Genomic DNA, 19447 nt, shown 5'->3' with positions numbered 1-19447 from the left:
TTAAAATCATAAGATAAATCATTTATTCCATTATCGGGGAAATTAGCGTCGGAAAATTATTAATTAGCGGTTATTAACCGGATTATGGCATCCATATCTGATTGTTTTGGATTGATGTCAGACAGGTCCGTTTTCATTTCTTGGGGCAAGAAATAAGAAAAAAATATGAGTAGTGACTGTCGGGAATGACAGTTTTCGAATTTATAACAGATTCGTTGGGGGAATAGATGAAAGATAATATTGTTAAATTGGGAAATGTTCTTAAAACTGAACTTGTCTCTCAGACGTCAGAAAATATAACTAATGTAAGTAACAGTTCACCACAGAATCAGAGTGTAAAGAAGATCCTCCAGGCACTTATGCCTAGTGAATTATTTTGGTATGAGCGTCTTGCTGCTTTACAACCACTCCAGTTACCTTTCGAAACCACCGGGGAGCAAATAGAACCGAGTTGGGCAATAAGTGCCTGGCAATTCCCACTGCCAGGAAATAGTGAAGAAGATCCATTACGGCTACTATTGCAGACGTTCGTTATTTATCTTGCGCGCTTGACTCATCAAACCGAATTCCAAATTGGCTGGTGTGTGGATGAAGAAAAAGATACACCAAGTATGTTAACTGATTTGGCGCCTGTGGTGCCCATGGTCGTGGAGATAGCGTTTGATAAGCCATGGAGCAGGGTAGCTGACTGGATTGATGACGAACTGGCCCGGCTGGCGCAGCATCGTACATTTAGTCTTGATTTCCTCTTCCGTACTCCCTCACTGCGTGCTATCCCGGCGTTGACAACAAGCCGGCCGTGGCGGATTGCCGTCTCTGTGATACAGGATGACAGGCCGTGTGATCAGGAGATGCCCGGCGAGTTACTAACCCTTCAGATCAATGCGCAGGGTGGTTTTCGCTGGATATACGATGCAAATGGCCTGAGTGCGGAAGAGATTCTGCGGATGAGTGAACACTTACAGGTGCTGGCCCTGTCGAAAAGGATGAATGATGAAGTTCCTATCCGGCAGCTTAATTTATTGCCTGAGGCTGAACGTACATTATTACTGGAAACCTGGAACGCCACTCAAGCACCGTATCCTGACCAGTTATGTATTCATCAGTTGTTTGAGCAACAGGCAGAAAAAACCCCGGAGGCCATTGCGCTGATCGAAGGGGATAAGACTTTCAACTATGCTGAATTGAATATCTGTGCTAACTGGTTAGCGCGCCAACTGATCGAGCAGGGAATTAGCCCAGATGAACATGTGGCGATATTATTAGAACGATCCATTGAGCTGGTGGTGGCGCAGTTGGCGATCCTCAAGGCCGGGGCGGTTTATGTCCCTGTTGATCCCAGTGTGCCGGATGAGCGGAAAATCTGGCTGATGAACGATTGCTCCGCTAAGTTGTTAATCACCAATGCGCAATCTGATGTTCCGCCAGGCCTCTCGGTGCCGCTGCTTCGCTTCTCCGGTGAGGCTGATACCCACAGAGAAGAAGACAGTTTTACTCCTGATTTACCGCGCTCCAGCGCCGGGTCAGCGTATATCATGTATACCTCCGGCTCGACCGGCACGCCCAAAGGGGTGGTGGTACCTCATCGCGCTGTGGTCCGGCTGGTTATCAATAATGGCTATGCCGAAATCGAACCGGATGAGCGGGTGGCTTTTACGGCTAACCCGGCGTTTGATGCCAGCACGTTTGAAGTCTGGGCACCATTGCTCAACGGCGGTACGCTGGTGGTTATCGACCATGCCACGTTGCTGACACCCCACAAGTTAGTACAGGTGTTACAGGTGCATCACGTCACGGTTCTGTGGCTGACTATCGGATTATTTAACCGGCTGGCGGCAGAATTATCCCCGGTTCTTCCGCAGATTAAGGTGCTGATTTTCGGGGGAGATATCCCCGATCTGCATGTAATTGCCCAGGTTCTGGATCATCATCCGCCACAGCAATTATTACAGGCTTACGGTCCGAGCGAGGGAACCACCTTTACCACGATGTATCCTATTAAGGCGTTACCGCAGGGCGTGACTCGGATCCCGATTGGTCAGCCGATAGCGAATACCCGTGTTTATCTGCTGGATGCTGATGGTCAGCCGGTGCCGATAGGGGTGATCGGTGAGATTTATGTGGGTGGAGATGGGGTTGCCTGTGGTTATCTCAATCGCCCTGAGTTAACCGCTGAACGTTTCCTGGTGGATCCGTTTAGTGATCAAGCGGATGCTCGTATGTACCGGACTGGGGATTTGGGCCGCTATCTGCCGGACGGCAATCTGGAATTTCTTGGCCGTAATGATCAACAGGTGAAAATTCGTGGCTTCCGGATTGAGCCGGGGGAAATTGAGACCCGGCTGGTGGAATACCCGGCGGTGCGTGAAGCGGTGGTGTTGGCGCTGAATGACGGGCAGGATAAACGTCTGGTGGCCTATGTGGTAGCGTCAGCGGATGATGGATTGGTTAACCGCCTGCGTAGCCACCTGAGCGCCATTTTGCCTGATTATATGGTACCGGCGGCATTTGTGCGTCTGGATGCCTTCCCGTTGACGCCGAACGGCAAGTTGGATCGCCGGGCGTTGCCTGCTCCCGGGCAGGAGGCTTTTGCCCGCCAGGTCTATGAAGCTCCGCAAGGCGAGATGGAAACGGCACTGGCCGCTATCTGGAGCGAATTACTGGGGATTGAGCCGATTAGCCGGCACGACAACTTCTTTGCTTTGGGCGGTCATTCATTGTTGGCGGTACGGATGATGAACCGTGTGACCGCTCTGGGGGTGGAGTTACCGTTAACTGAGTTGTTTAAAGCGCCTTCTTTAATGGCCTTTGCTGAAGTGGTCATCGCCCGGCTTGATGAACCGAGCGATACATTGCCCGTCATCATGCCGATATCCCGTGAGGGAGAGCTGCCGTTGTCATTCGCTCAACAGCGCTTGTGGTTTCTCGCGCAGTTTGATGGCGTCAGTGATACTTATCATATTCCAATGGCGCTGCGTTTGCGTGGTCAGCTTGATATTGCCGCCTGGCAGCAGGCGCTGAATGTTTTGTTTGCCCGTCATGAAGCGTTACGTTCGGTATTTATTGCTGTCGATGGTCAGCCTCAGATACAACTATTGGCGCCGGACAGTGGATTACCGTTATCACAACATGATCTGCGCGGGATAGCGAAGGTTGAAACGATACTTGAACGTCTGAGCGCCGAAGAAGTGTATAAACCATTTGATCTCCAGCGTGGTCCGCTTATTCGCGCCTGCCTTATCCGGCTCACGGATGATGAATATCAATTCTTACTCACCCAGCATCATATTGTTTCCGATGGTTGGTCTATCAATGTGCTGGTACGTGAATTAAGTACCCTCTATACCGCGTTTCTGGCGGAACAAGCGGATCCATTGCCCCCGCTGGCGATTCAATATCCTGATTATGCCGCTTGGCAGCGTCAATGGTTGTCGGCCCGTACCCAAATTCAATCCGACTATTGGTGTACGATGCTGGCGGACGCGCCGGTTCTGCTGGATTTACCCACTGACCGGCCACGTCCGCCAGAGCAGTCGTTTAGCGGGAATGTTGTGCCTGTCAATTTGGGTGTGGAGTTGACAGCATCCCTTAAACGCCTGAGTGAACAGCATGGCGTCACGTTATTTATGACGCTGTTGTCAGCCTGGGCGGCGATCTTGTCGCGCCTGTCAGGTCAGGATGATGTGGTGATTGGCGCACCAAGTGCAGGCCGCAGTCGCCAGGAAGTGGAGCCGCTGATTGGATTCTTTGTGAATACGTTGGCGTTGCGCATTGATTTATCGGGTGAGCTGAATGTGGCTGAGTTGCTGGCACGGGTGCGACAAGTCGCACTGATGGCGCAGGAGCATCAGGATTTACCGTTTGAACAGGTGGTGGAAATTGTGCAACCACCGCGCCGATTGGCGCATACCCCGTTGTTTCAGGTGATGTTTGCCTGGCAGAACAATGAAAATACTGAGTGGAGATTGCCGGGGCTGGCCGTGTCACCGGTCGATCAAGCCTTTGATGTCGTTAAGTTTGATCTTGAATTAAACCTGTTTGAGGAAGAAGACAGCGTTGTCGGTCATCTTGGTTATTCAACTGCCCTGTTTGATCAATCGACAATCGAACGACACATCGAATATTTGCACACGGTGCTGCAAGCAATGGTCGCTGACGTTCAGCAGCGGATTGGCGAAATTGACATTCTGGTGCCAGCGGAACGTAAATTGTTGCTGGAAACTTGGAACGCGACGGAAGCCGCGTACCCTGACCAACTGTGCATGCATCAGTTATTTGAACAACAGGTGGAGAAGAATCCGGGGGCAACAGCGCTGGTATATGAAGGGCAGAACCTCAGTTATACCGAATTGAACACTTGGGCTAACCGGTTGGCGCATCAGCTGATTGCACTGGGTGTCGTACCGGATCAACGGGTGGCAATTTGCGTGGCGCGTTCACCGGCAATGGTAGCGGGATTACTGGCGGTACTGAAAGCAGGTGGTGCTTATGTGCCGCTGGACCCAACTTATCCGGGTGAACGTCTGGCGCATATCCTGAATGATGCTGCACCGGCTATTTTGCTGGCGGATGAAGTCGGGCGGGCTGTGTTGGGTGAAGCGGTTCTGGCGACGCTGACGGTACTTGGTTCAAATATCCTGCCGGATCAGCCGGACAGTAATCCGCAGGTACCTGCATTGACTTCACGGCATCTGGCTTATGTGATTTACACCTCCGGTTCGACCGGTATGCCGAAAGGGGTGATGGTCGAACATCGTGGTGTGGTTAATCTGGTATTGACCCAAATTGCCCGGCTTAACATGCGTGGAACCAGCCGGATGTTGCAGTTTGCTTCATTCAGCTTTGATGCCAGTGTTTGGGAAATCATGATAACGCTGGGTGGGGGAGCTAGCCTGGCTATCCCTGCCGACACAGTTCGTCAGGATCCGCGCCGCCTCTGGCATTATCTGGAAGATAAAATGGTGACGCACGTCTGTTTGACGCCCGCTTTGCTCCAGGAAGGGGCTGATTTGCCGGAGATAACGATAAAACCCACGTTAGTCCTGGCGGGTGAAACCCCCAGTGCCGCGTTGCTCCAGGCATTGCGGGGCCGGGTAACGCTATTTAATGCGTATGGCCCGACAGAAACCACGGTTTGCGCGACGACCTGGCGTTGTCCGTCAGACTATACGGATGAATGGATCCCGATTGGGCAGCCGATGGTTAACACGCGGGTTTATCTGTTGGATGTCTATGGTCAGCCAGTACCGTTAGGAACGGTGGGTGAGTTGTACATTGGCGGTATTGGTGTCGCCCGGGGTTATCTCAATCGCCCTGATCTGACTGCGGAACGCTTCTTGGCTGATCCATTTAGTGATGCGCCAGAGGCGCGGATGTACCGCACCGGGGATTTGGCCCGCTACTTGCCGGATGGCAATCTGGTGTTTGCTGGCCGCAATGACCATCAGGTGAAAATCCGCGGTTTCCGTATTGAGCCGGGGGAAATTGAAGCGCGTCTGACTGAACACCCTGTGGTGAGTGGCGCACGGGTACTGGTGTTGGGTGACGGGCAGGATAAACGTTTAGTTGCCTATGTGGTAGCGGAAGCCGATGATGGGCTGGCTGCCAGCTTGCGTGACCATCTGAGTGATATTTTTCCCGATTATATGGTGCCGGCGGCGTTTATCCGTCTGGATGCCTTTCCGCTGACGCCGAACGGCAAACTGGATCGCCGGGCGCTACCCGCCCCGGATCAGCATGCTTTTGCCCATCAGGTTTACCAAGCGCCGCAAGGCGAAATTGAGACAGCATTAGCGACTATTTGGCGTGAATTGCTGGAGGTTGAGTGGATCAGCCGGCACGACAACTTTTTTGCCCTCGGTGGTCACTCGCTGCTTGCGGTACGGATGATTGAACGTTTGCGGCGTATGGGGTTAGGCATCTCGGTACAAACGTTATTCCAGCATTCGACACTCAGTGTCCTGGCTCAGTCTCTGGCTCAACATCGTGAAATCCCGGTGCCTGACAACGGTATTACACCGGATACGGTTGTGTTGACGCCGGAAATGTTGCCGTTGATTGATCTGACTCAGCCTGAGATTGACCACATTGTTGAGCAGGTACCGGGTGGAATTGCCAATATTCAGGATATCTATGCCCTGTCACCGCTACAGGATGGCATTTTGTTCCACCATTTGCTGGCAAATGAGGGTGACCCTTATTTGCTGATAACCCAACAGGCTTTTGCCGATCGGTCTTTGCTGGGCCATTATCTGGCGGCGGTGCAACAGGTGGTTGATCGCCACGATATCCTGCGCACTGCTTTTGTTTGGTCCGGTTTGTCCGTGCCAGCGCAAGTGGTCTGCCGTCAGGCGCTATTGTCAGTGACGGAATTGACTTTAAATCTGGCTGACGGTCCGATCAGTGGCCAGCTATTCCAACGTTTTGACCCATGCCGGTATCGTATTGACCTGGGACAGGCACCGTTGCTGCGCTTTGTGGTGGCGCAGGAAACTGATGGCCGTTGGATCCTGTTGCAACTGTTGCATCACCTGATAGGTGACCATACCACGTTGGAAGTGATGAACCGCGAAGTGCAGGCCTATCTTACCGGGCGGGCAGAGAGATTGCCTGCGCCGACACCGTTCCGCCATCTGGTGGCACAGGCCCGGTTGGGGGTGAGTCAGGCAGAACATACCCGCTTCTTTACTGACATGTTAGCAGGGGTGGATGAACCGACGTTACCGTTCGGACTAACGGAAGCACATCATGACGGTTCACAGGTCACGGAGTCACACTGGATGCTGACGGCCGGGTTGAACGACCGTTTACGTGGTCAGGCCCGGCGTTTGGGTGTCAGTATGGCGGCATTGTGTCATGTAGCCTGGGCGCAGGTGTTATCGCGCACCAGCGGGCAGGCGCAGGTAGTGTTTGGTACCGTGCTGTTTGGGCGTATGCAGGCAGGCGAAGGCGCCGACAGTGGTATGGGGTTGTTTATTAATACCTTGCCGTTGCGGTTGGATATGGATGAAACCCCGGTACGGGACAGCGTACAGGTCGCCCATAGTCGGCTGGCGGGATTGTTGGTGCACGAACATGCTTCACTGGCACTGGCTCAACGTTGCAGTGGGGTTGCCAGTGGCACACCGCTGTTCAATGCGTTGTTGAATTACCGGCATAATACGCCGCCGGTCACTGCGGATGAAATCATCAATGGTATTGAATTCCTTGACGCGCAGGAGCGGACCAACTACCCGTTTGCTCTGTCAGTGGAAGATTTTGGCGACGCACTGGGGCTGACGGCTCAGGTGGTGCAGCCGTTTGATCCGGAAAGGCTATGCGGTTATATGCAACAGGCGCTGGTAAGTCTGGTTAATGCGCTTGAACAGGCTCCAGAGACACCAATACAGGCACTGGAAATTTTGCCGGAAACGGAACGCACATTATTGCTGAAAACTTGGAGTGCCACGGAAACCGCGTCTTCTGATGCGTTGTGTATCCATCAGCTGTTTGAACAACAAGTGGAGAAAACGCCTGCTGTCACGGCATTAGAATATAAAGAACAACTTCTCAGTTATGCCGAATTAAATGCCCGTGCCAACCAACTGGCCCATCAACTGATTGTGCTGGGTGTAGAGCCGGACCTGCGGGTAGCGATTTGTGTATCACGTTCCCCGGCAATGGTCATTGGGATGTTGGCGGTGCTGAAAGCGGGTGGTGCCTATGTACCGTTGGATACCGCCTATCCGGTTGAGCGTCTGACGCATATCCTGAATGATGCCAAACCGGCGGTGGTACTGGCGGATGAAGCCGGACGGGGGGCGCTGGGTGAAGACCTGCTGGCCGGATTGCTTGTCCTTGACCCGAATACCCGGCTTGACCAACCGACCAGCAATCCACCGGTGCCGGCGTTGACGCCACGGCATCTGGCTTATGTAATTTACACCTCCGGTTCAACCGGACAGCCAAAAGGGGTGACGATAGAACATCAGGCGATTTATCAGCGTAGTTTAGGTTTTGATGAAACCTATGCGGTGACGGCGCAAGACCGGGTGCTGCAATTTTCCTCTTTTGCCTTTGATGCGTCGGTCGAGGAATTTTTCTCGTCATTATCTCATGGCGCGACGCTGGTGATGCGTGATGATAGCTGGCTGGCTTCGGTACACGCATTTATTGCCTTAACCCGGCAACATCGTATTACGGTGATGTCTCTGCCGACACTATTTTGGTCTGAACTGGCGGCATTACCGCTACCGGAATGTCTCAGGTTAATCATTATTGGTGGCGAGGCGGTTAAAAAGAGCGCTGTTCAGACATGGTTTACGCAGAAAGCTTATCGTCCCCTGTTATTAAATACCTATGGCCCGACTGAAAATACCGTGATTGCTACCTGTAAGGCGATCTTATCGTCGGAGGACGCTGGTTCTATCGGCCGGCCAGTGAAAAATACCTGCATTTACCTGCTGGATAGCAACGGCCAACCGGTGCCATTAGGCGGTACCGGCGAAATCTATATTGGCGGTGTCGGCGTTGCTCGTGGTTATCTTAACCGGCCAGAATTGAGTGCGGAGCGTTTCCTTGTCGATCCATTCAGTGACAACCCGGATGCGCGCATGTACCGAAGCGGGGATTTGGCCCGTTATCTGCCGGATGGCAATCTGGAATTCTTGGGTCGTAATGACCATCAGGTGAAAATTCGGGGCTTCCGGATTGAACCGGGGGAAATTGAGGCCCGGTTGACGGAATATCCGGCGGTGCAAGAGGCGGTGGTGCTGGCGTTGGACGAAGGACAGGATAAGCGCCTGGTGGCTTATGTGGTGGCGGAAACGGATGACGGATTGGTTAACCGCCTGCGTGAACATTTGAGCGCGTTGTTGCCTGACTACATGGTACCGGCGGCGTTTGTTCAGTTGGATGCTTTCCCGCTGACGCCGAATGGCAAACTGGATCGCCGGGCATTGCCGGCACCGGGAGATGACGCTTTTGCCCGTCAGATTTACCAAGCACCGCAAGGCGAGATGGAAACTGCACTGGCAGCGATTTGGCGCGAGTTGCTCGATGTTGAACACATTAGCCGGCATGACAATTTCTTTGCGTTGGGTGGTCATTCATTACTGGTTGTCCGGATGATTGAATATTTGCGGCGTATTGGTCTGGGTGTCTCGGTACAAACGCTGTTCCGGCATCAGACACTCCGGGTTCTGGCTCAGTCTCTGGATCAGCATCGTGAAATCCAGGTACCTGAAAACCGCATTACGCCGGATACTACGGCGCTGACGCCAGATCTACTGCCGCTGATTAATCTGACCCAGCCTGACATTGATCTGATCGTCGGGCAAGTGCCGGGTGGGATAGCCAATATTCAGGATATCTATGCGTTGTCGCCATTGCAGGATGGGATTTTGTTCCATCATCTGTTGGCAAACGAAGGTGATCCGTATCTGTTGATTGGTCAAATGGCCTTTGCTGACCGATCTCTGTTAGATCGTTATCTGGCAGCGGTTCAACGGTCAGTTGATCGGCACGATATCTTGCGTACGGCGTTTATCTGGCGGGGATTATCCGTACCGGCGCAGGTGGTTTTGCGTCAGGCAACCTTGTCGGTGACGGAATTGACACTCGACCCGGCTGATGGGCTGGTTAGTGATCAGTTGTTCCAACGCTTTGACCCGCATCGGTATCGTCTCGATTTAGGTCAGGCGCCCTTGTTGCGTTTTGCGATTGCGCAGGCAGAAGAGGGTCGCTGGATCTTGCTGGAACAGCAGCATCACCTGATAGGTGACCACACCACGCTGGAAGTGATGAACCGTGAAGTGCAGGCGCATCTTACCGGTCAGGAAGGCAATCTGGCTGTGCCGGTTCCTTTCCGCAATCTGGTGGCTCAGGCTCGGCTCGGTGTCAGTCAGGAAGAACACACCCGTTTCTTTACCGGGATGTTAGCTGAGGTCGATGAACCGACACTACCGTTTGGGTTGACGGAGGTGCATCGCGATGGTTCACAGGTGACGGAGTTTTACCGGATGCTGACAACCGGGCTGAATGACCGTTTGCGCGATCAGGCCCGGCGTTTGGGCGTGAGTCTGGCTGCTTTGTGCCATGTAGCCTGGGCGCAGGTATTGTCACGTACCAGTGGTCAGAAGAAAGTGGTATTCGGCACTGTGCTGTTTGGGCGTATGCAGGCGGGAGACGGTGCTGACAGCGCCATGGGGTTGTTTATCAATACGTTGCCGCTGCGGTTGGATATGGATAATACGTCGGTGCGGGACAGCGTACAGGCAGCCCATACCCGATTCGCTGGACTACTGGAACATGAACACGCTTCATTGGCGCTGGCTCAACGTTGCAGCGGTGTGCAGGGTGAGATACCACTGTTTAGTAGCTTGCTGAACTATCGACATAATGCCTTGCCGACAACATCGGATGACATCATCAGCGGCATTGAATTCCTGGGTGGACAGGAGCGGACTAACTATCCATTAGCGTTATCGGTGGAGGATTTTGGTGACGCACTGGGGCTGACGGCTCAAGTGGTACAACCGTTTGAGCCGGAAAGGATATACGGGTACATGCAACAAGCGCTGGAGAGTTTGGCGGAAGCACTGGAACAGGCCCCGGAAACACCGGTACGGCAGTTGGAAATTCTGCCGGAAGCGGAACGTACACTGTTGCTGAAAACCTGGAATGTCACGGAAACCGTGTATCCTGATGCATTGTGTATCCATCAGCTGTTTGAACAACAAGTGGAGAAAACGCCGGATGTCACGGCGTTAGAATATAAAGAACAACTTCTCAGTTATGCCGAATTGAATGCTTGTGCCAACCAATTGGCGCATCAACTGATTGCGTTGGGTGTAGAGCCGGATCAACGGGTGGCGATTTGTGTGTCACGTTCCCCGGCAATGGTCATTGGGATGTTGGCGGTGCTGAAAGCGGGTGGCGCCTATGTACCGTTGGATACCGCCTATCCGGTTGAGCGTCTGACGCATATCCTGAATGATGCCAAACCGGCGGTGGTACTGGCGGATGAAGCCGGACGGGGGGCGCTGGGTGAAGACCTGCTGGCCGGATTGCTTGTCCTTGACCCGAATACCCGGCTTGACCAACCGGTCAGCAATCCACCGGTGCCGGCGTTGACCCCACGGCATCTGGCCTATGTCATTTACACCTCCGGTTCAACCGGACAGCCAAAAGGGGTGACGATAGAACATCAGGCGGTTTATCAGCGTAGTTTAGGTTTTGATGAAACCTATGCGGTGACGGCGCAAGACCGGGTGCTGCAATTTTCCTCTTTTGCCTTTGATGCGTCAGTCGAGGAATTTTTCTCGTCATTATCTCATGGCGCGACGCTGGTGATGCGTGATGATAGCTGGCTGGCTTCGGTACAGGCATTTATTGCTTTAACCCGGCAACATCGCATTACGGTGATGTCTCTGCCGACGCTGTTTTGGTCTGAACTGGCGGCATTACCGCTACCGGAGTGCCTCAGATTAATCATTATTGGTGGCGAGGCGGTACAGAAGAGCGCTATTCAGGCGTGGTTTGGGCAGAAAGCCTATCGTCCCCGGTTGTTAAATACCTATGGTCCGACTGAAAATACCGTGATTGCCACTTGTAAGGCGATCTTATCGCCTGAAGACGCCGGTTCTATCGGCCAGCCGGTTAAAAATACCTGCATCTACCTGTTGGACAGCGACGGCAAACCGGTGCCACTAGGCAGTACCGGTGAAATCTATATTGGCGGTGTGGGCGTTGCCCGTGGTTATCTTAACCGGCCAGAATTGAGTGCGGAGCGTTTCCTTATCGACCCGTTTAGTGACAACCCAGATGCGCGCATGTATCGAAGCGGGGATTTGGCCCGTTACCTGCCGGACGGTAATCTGGAATTCCTGGGCCGCAATGACCATCAAGTGAAAATCCGCGGTTTCCGCATTGAACCGGGGGAAATTGAAACCCGGCTGGTGGAGCACCCTGCGGTGAGTGAAGCTGCTGTGCTGGCTTTGGGTGAGGGACAGGATAAGCGCCTGGTGGCTTATGTGGTGGCGGAAACGGATGATGAACTGGCTAATAGCCTGCGCAACTACTTGAGCGCGATTTTGCCTGATTATATGGTCCCGGCGGCGTTTGTTCAGTTGGATGCTTTCCCGTTGACGCCGAATGGCAAATTAGATCGCCGGGCACTGCCGGCACCGGGAGAAGCGGCTTTTGCCCGTCAGATTTACCAAGCACCACAGGGCGAAATGGAAACTGCATTGGCAACAATTTGGAGCGAGTTGCTGGGGGTTGAACAGATTGGTCGGCATGACAATTTCTTTGCGCTCGGTGGTCATTCATTGTTGGCGGTGCGAGTGATGAACCGTGTTGCAGCTTTCGGTGTTGAATTGCCGTTGAGCACGTTGTTTAAAGCGCCTTCCTTAATTGCCTTTGCTGAGGCGATGAGTTCTCGGTTTGATGAACAGCGTGCTACATTACCTGCCATCCTGCCGATATCCCGTGAGGGGGAGTTGCCGCTGTCATTTGCTCAACAGCGTTTGTGGTTCCTGGCGCAGCTTGATGGTGTCAGTGATACCTATCATATTCCGGTGGCCTTACGCTTGCGGGGTCAAGTTAATATCGCTGCCTGGCAGCGGGCGCTGAATACCTTATTTGCCCGTCATGAAGCGTTACGTTCTGTCTTCGTTTCCGTTGACGGTCAGCCTCAGGTCCGATTATTGGCGCCGGACAGCGGATTGCCTTTATCTCAACATGATCTGCGCGGGATCCCGGATGTCGAAATGGTACTTGAACGTTTAAGAGCAGAGGAAGCTTATACGCCATTTGATCTCATGAGTGGCCCACTCATCCGTGCTTCTCTCATCCGGCTCACGGATGACGAATATCAGTTTTTGCTCACCCAGCATCACATTGTTTCCGATGGCTGGTCTGTCAATGTGTTGATACATGAACTCAGTACCCTCTATACGGCTTTCCTGACAGAACAAGCGGATCCATTGCCACCATTGACGATTCAATACCCTGATTATGCCGCCTGGCAGCGTCAGTGGCTGTCGGCTGAACGTACCCAAATTCAATCCGACTATTGGCGTACCACGTTGGCTGACGCGCCGGTTCTGTTGGATTTACCCACTGATCGGCCACGTCCGCTTGAGCAGGAGTTTGTGGGGAATACTTTGCCGGTTAATTTGGATGCGGAGTTAACGAAAGCCCTTAAACGCTTGAGTGAACAGCAGGGTGTCACATTATTCATGACGATTTTGTCAGCCTGGGCGGCGGTTTTGTCGCGCTTGTCAGGTCAGGAAGATGTCGTGATTGGCACACCGAGTGCAGGCCGCAGTCGCCAGGAAGTCGAGCCGCTGATTGGATTCTTTGTCAATACGCTGGCGTTGCGCATTGACTTATCGGGTGAGCCGAATGTGGCTGAATTGCTGGCACGGGCGCGACAAGTCGCCCTGATGGCACAGGAGCACCAGGATTTACCGTTTGAACAGGTGGTGGAAATCGTGCAACCGCCGCGCCGATTGGCGCATTCCCCGTTGTTCCAGGTGATGTTTGACTGGGAGAACAATGAAAGTACCGAGTGGCGATTGTCAGGGCTATCCGTATCACCGGTCGATCAAGCCTTTGATGTCGTTAAGTTTGATCTGGAACTGAGTTTGTCTGAGGAGGAGGGCGGGATTATCGGTCATCTCGATTATTCAGCTGCTCTGTTTGATCACCCGACAATCGAACGACATATCGGATATTTGCATACGGTGCTGCAAGCGATGGTTGCTAGCGTTCAGCAGCGGATTGGGGAAATTGGTATTTTGGCGCCGGCAGAACATAAATTGTTGCTGGAAATCGGGAACGCGACAGAAACCGCGTATCCTGACCCGCTGTGTATTCATCAGTTATTTGAACAACAGGTGGAGAAAAACCCGGGTGCGACAGCGCTGGAGTATCAAGAGCAGGTTCTCAGCTATGCCGAACTGAATGCCTGTGCTAACCGGCTGGCGTATCAACTGATTACGTTGGGCGTAGAGCCGGACCAGCGGGTGGCGATTTGTGTGGCGCGTTCACCGGCAATGGTGGTGGGATTGCTGGCGGTGTTGAAAGCAGGTGGGGCTTATGTACCGTTGGATACCGCCTATCCGGGTGAGCGTTTAGCCCATATCCTGAATGATGCGGCACCGGTGGTGGTACTGGCGGATGAAACCGGCCGGGCAGCATTAGGCGAGTTGGCACTGGCTGGGCTGACAGTACTGGATCCGAATGTTCAACCTGATCAGCCGGACAGCAACCCGCAGCGACTTGGGTTGACGCCACAGCATCTGGCCTATGTCATTTACACCTCCGGCTCAACCGGGCAGCCGAAAGGCGTCATGGTAGAACATCAGGCCATTTATCAGCGTTATCTGGGTTTTAATGAGACTTATGCCGTCACGCCACAAGATCGGCTGCTGCAATTCGCCTCTTTTTCTTTTGATGTGTCGGTAGAAGATTTCTTCTCGTCATTATGTAACGGCGCCACGCTGGTGATACGTAATGATCGTTGGTTGGCCTCTGTAAAGGAATTCATCAGACTAACCCGGCAAAGTGGTATCACGGTGGTGTCATTGCCGACTCTATTCTGGTCTGAACTGGCGGCCAGAGATCATGGATTACCGTTGCCGGATTGCCTCAGGTTGATCATCATTGGGGGCGAGTCAGTCAAAAAGAACGCTATTCAAGACTGGTTTACCCATGAAACCCACCGTCCCCGGTTATTGAACGGTTATGGTCCGACTGAAAACACCGTGACGGTGACCTACAAGGATGTATTATCGCCGGAAGATGACCGTTCTATTGGCCGACCAGCGAAAAATGCCTGTATCTACCTGCTGGATAAATATGGTCAACCGGTACCATTAGGCTGCGTCGGTGAAATGTATATTGGTGGTGTGGGCGTGGCGCGTGGTTATCTGAATCGTCCTGAGCTGACCGCTGAACGTTTCCTGATTGATCCGTTTAGTCGTGTATCGGATGGCCGGATGTATCGTTCCGGGGATTTGGCCCGCTACCTGCCGGACGGTGACCTGGAATTTCTGGGCCGTAATGACCATCAGGTGAAAATCCGTGGTTTCCGCATTGAACCGGGTGAAATTGAGGCCCGGCTGACGGCGTATCCGGTGGTGCAAGAAGCGGTGGTGCTGGCGTTGGGCGAGGGGCAGGATAAACGTCTGGTGGCCTATGTGGTGGCACCAGCGGATGAGGGATTGGCTAATAGCCTGCGTCATTACCTGAGTGCTATTTTACCTGACTACATGGTGCCGTCGGCCTTTGTGTGTTTGGATGCTTTTCCATCGACGCCGAATGGCAAACTGGATCGCCGGGCGCTGCCGGCGCCGGGGGAGGAAGCCTTTGCCCGTCAAGTTTACCAAGCGCCGCAAGGGGAGATCGAAACAGCACTGGCGGCGATTTGGCGTGAACTGCTGGGGATTGAGCAGATTAGCCGGCATGACAATTTCTTTGCGCTCGGTGGTCATTCATTGTTGGCGGTGCGAGTAACGAACCGTGTTACGGCTTTAGGTGTTGAATTGCCGCTAACCACGTTGTTTAAGTTCCCCTCTTTGATGGGTTTTGCTGAGAAGATCCGTGCCCGGTTTGATAAACAAGACCGGGGATTGCCTGCCATCCTGCCGATATCCCGTGAGGGTAAGCTGCCGCTATCATTCGCGCAACAGCGTTTGTGGTTCCTGGCGCAGCTTGATGGCGTCAGTGATATCTATCATATCCCGGTCGCCCTGCGTTTACGTGGGCAGTTTGATATCGCTGTCTGGCAGCAGGCGCTGAATGCCTTATTTGCCCGTCATGAAGCGTTACGTTCGGTATTTATTGCTGTTGATGGTCAGCCTCAGGTACGACTATTGGCGCCGGACAGTGGGTTAACTTTGTCTCAACGTGATCTGCGTGGTATCCCGGATGTTGAAACGGTACTTGAACGCTTAAGCACAGAGGAAGCTTATACGCCATTTGATCTCATGAGAGGCCCGCTCATCCGCGCTTCTCTCATCCGGCTCGCAGATGATGAATATCAGTTTTTGCTCACCCAGCATCACATTGTTTCCGATGGCTGGTCTGTCAATGTGCTGATACGTGAACTCAGTACCCTCTATACGGCGTTTCTGGCGGAACAAGCGGATCCATTGCCCCCGCTGGCGATTCAATACCCTGATTATGCTGCCTGGCAGCGTCAGTGGTTGTCTGCCGAACATACCCAAACTCAATCCGACTATTGGCGCACCATGCTGGCTGACGCACCGGTTCTGCTGGATTTACCGACTGACCGGCCACGACCACCTGAACAGTCGTTTGTGGGGAGTACCTTGCCGGTTAATCTGGATGCGGAGTTAACCCAAGCCCTTAAACGCCTGAGTGAACAGCAGGGTGTCACATTGTTCATGACGATTTTATCAGCCTGGGCGGCGGTTCTGTCGCGCCTGTCAGGTCAGGATAATGTGGTGATTGGCACACCGAGTGCTGGCCGCGGTTGCCAGGAGGTAGAGCCGTTGATCGGTTTCTTTGTCAATACGCTGGCGTTGCGTATTGATTTATCGGGTGAGCCAAATGTGGCTGAGTTGCTGGCACGGGCGCGACAAGTCGCCCTGATGGCACAGGAGCATCAGGATTTACCGTTTGAACAGGTGGTGGAAATCGTGCAACCGCCGCGCCGACTGGCACATACGCCGTTGTTTCAGGTGATGTTTGCCTGGCATAACAATGAGAATGCCGAGTGGGAATTGCCGGGGCTGACAATGTCACCGGTCGATCAAGATTTTGATATCGTTAAGTTTGATCTGGAACTGATCTTGTCAGAAGTAGCGGGCCGGATTATCGGTTATCTCGATTATGCAACCGCCCTGTTTGATCAACCGACAATCGAACGACACATCGGATATCTGCATACGGTGCTGCAAGCGATGGCTGCTAACGTTCAGCAGCGGATCGGGGAAATCGATATCCTGGCGCCGGCAGAGCGTAAATTGTTGCTGGCAATCGGGAACACGCCGGAAACCGTGTACCCTGACCCGTTGTGCATTCATCAGTTATTTGAACAACAGGCAGAGAAAACGCCGGATGCTGCGGCGCTGGTGTATCAAGAGCAGACGTTCAGTTATGCGGAACTGAATGCCCATGCTAACCGTCTGGCCCATCAACTGATAGCGCTGGGGGTTGCACCGGATCAACGGGTGGCGATTTGCGTGTCTCGTTCCCCGGCAATGGTGGTAGGGTTGCTGGCAGTGCTGAAAGCGGGTGGGGCCTATGTGCCACTGGATACCGCCTATCCGGTTGAACGTCTGACGCATATCCTGAATGATGCCAAACCGGTGATAGTACTGGCGGATAAAACCGGACGGGCAGTATTAGGCGAGCAAGTACTGGCAGAATTGATAGTATTGGATCCGAATGTTCAGCCTGACCAGCCGGGCAGTAATCCTCTGGTGCCGGCGTTGACGCCACAGCATCTGGCCTATGTGATTTACACCTCCGGCTCAACCGGGCAGCCAAAAGGGGTGATGATAGAACATCAGGCGATTTATCAGCGCAGTTTAGGTTTTAATGAAACCTACGCGGTGACGGCGCAAGACCGAGTGTTGCAATTCTCCTCTTTTGCTTTTGATGCGTCGATCGAAGAATTTTTCTCGTCATTATCTCATGGCGCGACGCTGGTGATGCGTGATGATAACTGGCTGGCTTCGGTACAAGAATTTATTGCCTTAATCCGGCAACATCGTATTACGGTGATATCTCTGCCGACGCTGTTTTGGTCTGAACTGGCGGCATTACCGCTACCGGAGTGCCTCAGATTAATCATTATTGGGGGGGAGGCGGTACAGAAGAGCGCGGTTCAGGTGTGGTTTGCCCAGAAAGCCTATCGTCCACAGCTGTTAAATACCTATGGTCCGACTGAAAATACCGTGATTGCCAGCTGTAAGGCGCTATTATCGCCGGAAGATACGCGTTCTATCGGTCGGCCAGTGAAAAATACCTGCATTTACCTGCTGGACCCCTATGGTCAACCGGTACCATTGGGCTGCACCGGCGAAATGTATATTGGCGGCGTCGGGGTGGCACGCGGTTATCTTAACCGGCCAGAACTGAGCGCCGGGCATTTTATGTCGGATCCCTTTAGTGTGGTATCCGGTGCCCGGATGTATCGTTCCGGGGATTTAGCCCGCTATCTGCCGGACGGCAATCTGGAATTCCTGGGCCGTAATGACCATCAGGTGAAAATCCGCGGTTTCCGCATTGAGCCGAGGGAAATTGAAACCCGGCTGGTGGAACATCCGGCGGTGCAAGAGGCGGTGGTGTTGGCGTTGGGTGAGGGACAGGATAAGCGTTTGGTGGCTTATGTGGTCGCGGAAACGGATGACGAACTGGCTAATAGCTTGCGCAGCCACTTGAGCGCCATGTTGCCTGATTATATGGTCCCGGCGGCCTTTGTTCAGTTGGATGCTTTCCCGCTGACGCCAAATGGCAAACTGGATCGCCGGGCGCTGCCGGCGCCGGGAGATGACGCTTTTGCCCGTCAGATCTACGAAGCGCCGCAAGGCGAGATAGAAACTGCGCTGGCGGTGATTTGGGGCCAGTTGTTGGGGGTTGAACAGATTAGCCGGCATGATAATTTCTTTGCTCTGGGCGGCCATTCACTGTTGGTTGTTCGGATGATTGAATCTCTGCGGCGTATTGGTCTGGGCGTCTCGGTGCAAACGCTGTTCCGACATCAGACACTCCATGCTCTGGCTCAGTCTCTGGCGCAACATCATGAAATCCAAATACCGGAAAACCGGATTACACCGGATACTACGGTGTTGACACCGGCTCTGTTGCCGCTGATTAACCTGACTCAGCCTGACATCGATCTGATTGTCGGGCAAGTGCCAGGTGGGGCCGCCAATATTCAGGATATCTATGGGTTGTCGCCGTTGCAGGAGGGGATTTTGTTCCACCATCTGCTGGTAAACGAAGGTGATCCATACCTGTTGACCGGTAAAATGACCTTTGCTGACCGTGCTCTGTTAGACCGTTATCTGGCGGCGGTTCAACGGGTGGTTGACCGGCACGATATCCTGCGGACTGCGTTTATCTGGCGAGGATTATCCGTACCGGCGCAGGTGGTTTTGCGTCAAGCGACCTTATCGGTGATTGAACTGAAGTTAACGTCTGCTGATGGGCCGATCAGTGATCAGTTAACTCAGTGTTTTGATCCACGTCAGCATCGTATGGATCTGGGGCAGGCGCCGCTGCTGCGTTTTATGATGGCACAGGAAGAAGGAGGACGCTGGATCCTGCTGGAGCATCAGCATCATCTGATTGGTGACCACTCGACGATGGAAGTCATGGATCGCGAAGTGCAGGTGTATCTTGCCGGTCAGGAAGCGCGTTTGCCTGTTTCGGTTCCTTTCCGCAATCTGGTGGCGCAGGCCCGGCTCGGTGTCAGTCAGGCAGAGCA

1 protein-coding gene (only partly in view) is annotated in these 19447 nt (G+C 53.3%); it reads left to right on the top strand.

What is annotated here, in order from left to right:
• Nucleotides 1-359: 359 nt before the first annotated feature.
• A protein-coding gene (locus VY86_RS23885) for a non-ribosomal peptide synthase/polyketide synthase (RefSeq protein WP_162200368.1) crosses the window boundary here: on the top strand, nt 360-19447 show its 5' portion. It continues 13060 nt past the right edge of the window; only the first 19088 of its 32148 coding nucleotides appear in the window; the start codon lies at nt 360-362; the stop codon falls past the right edge of the window.

This window comes from Photorhabdus thracensis (genome assembly GCF_001010285.1).
GTDB lineage: Bacteria > Pseudomonadota > Gammaproteobacteria > Enterobacterales > Enterobacteriaceae > Photorhabdus > Photorhabdus temperata.
This window is presented reverse-complemented; position numbering and strand designations above follow the sequence as displayed.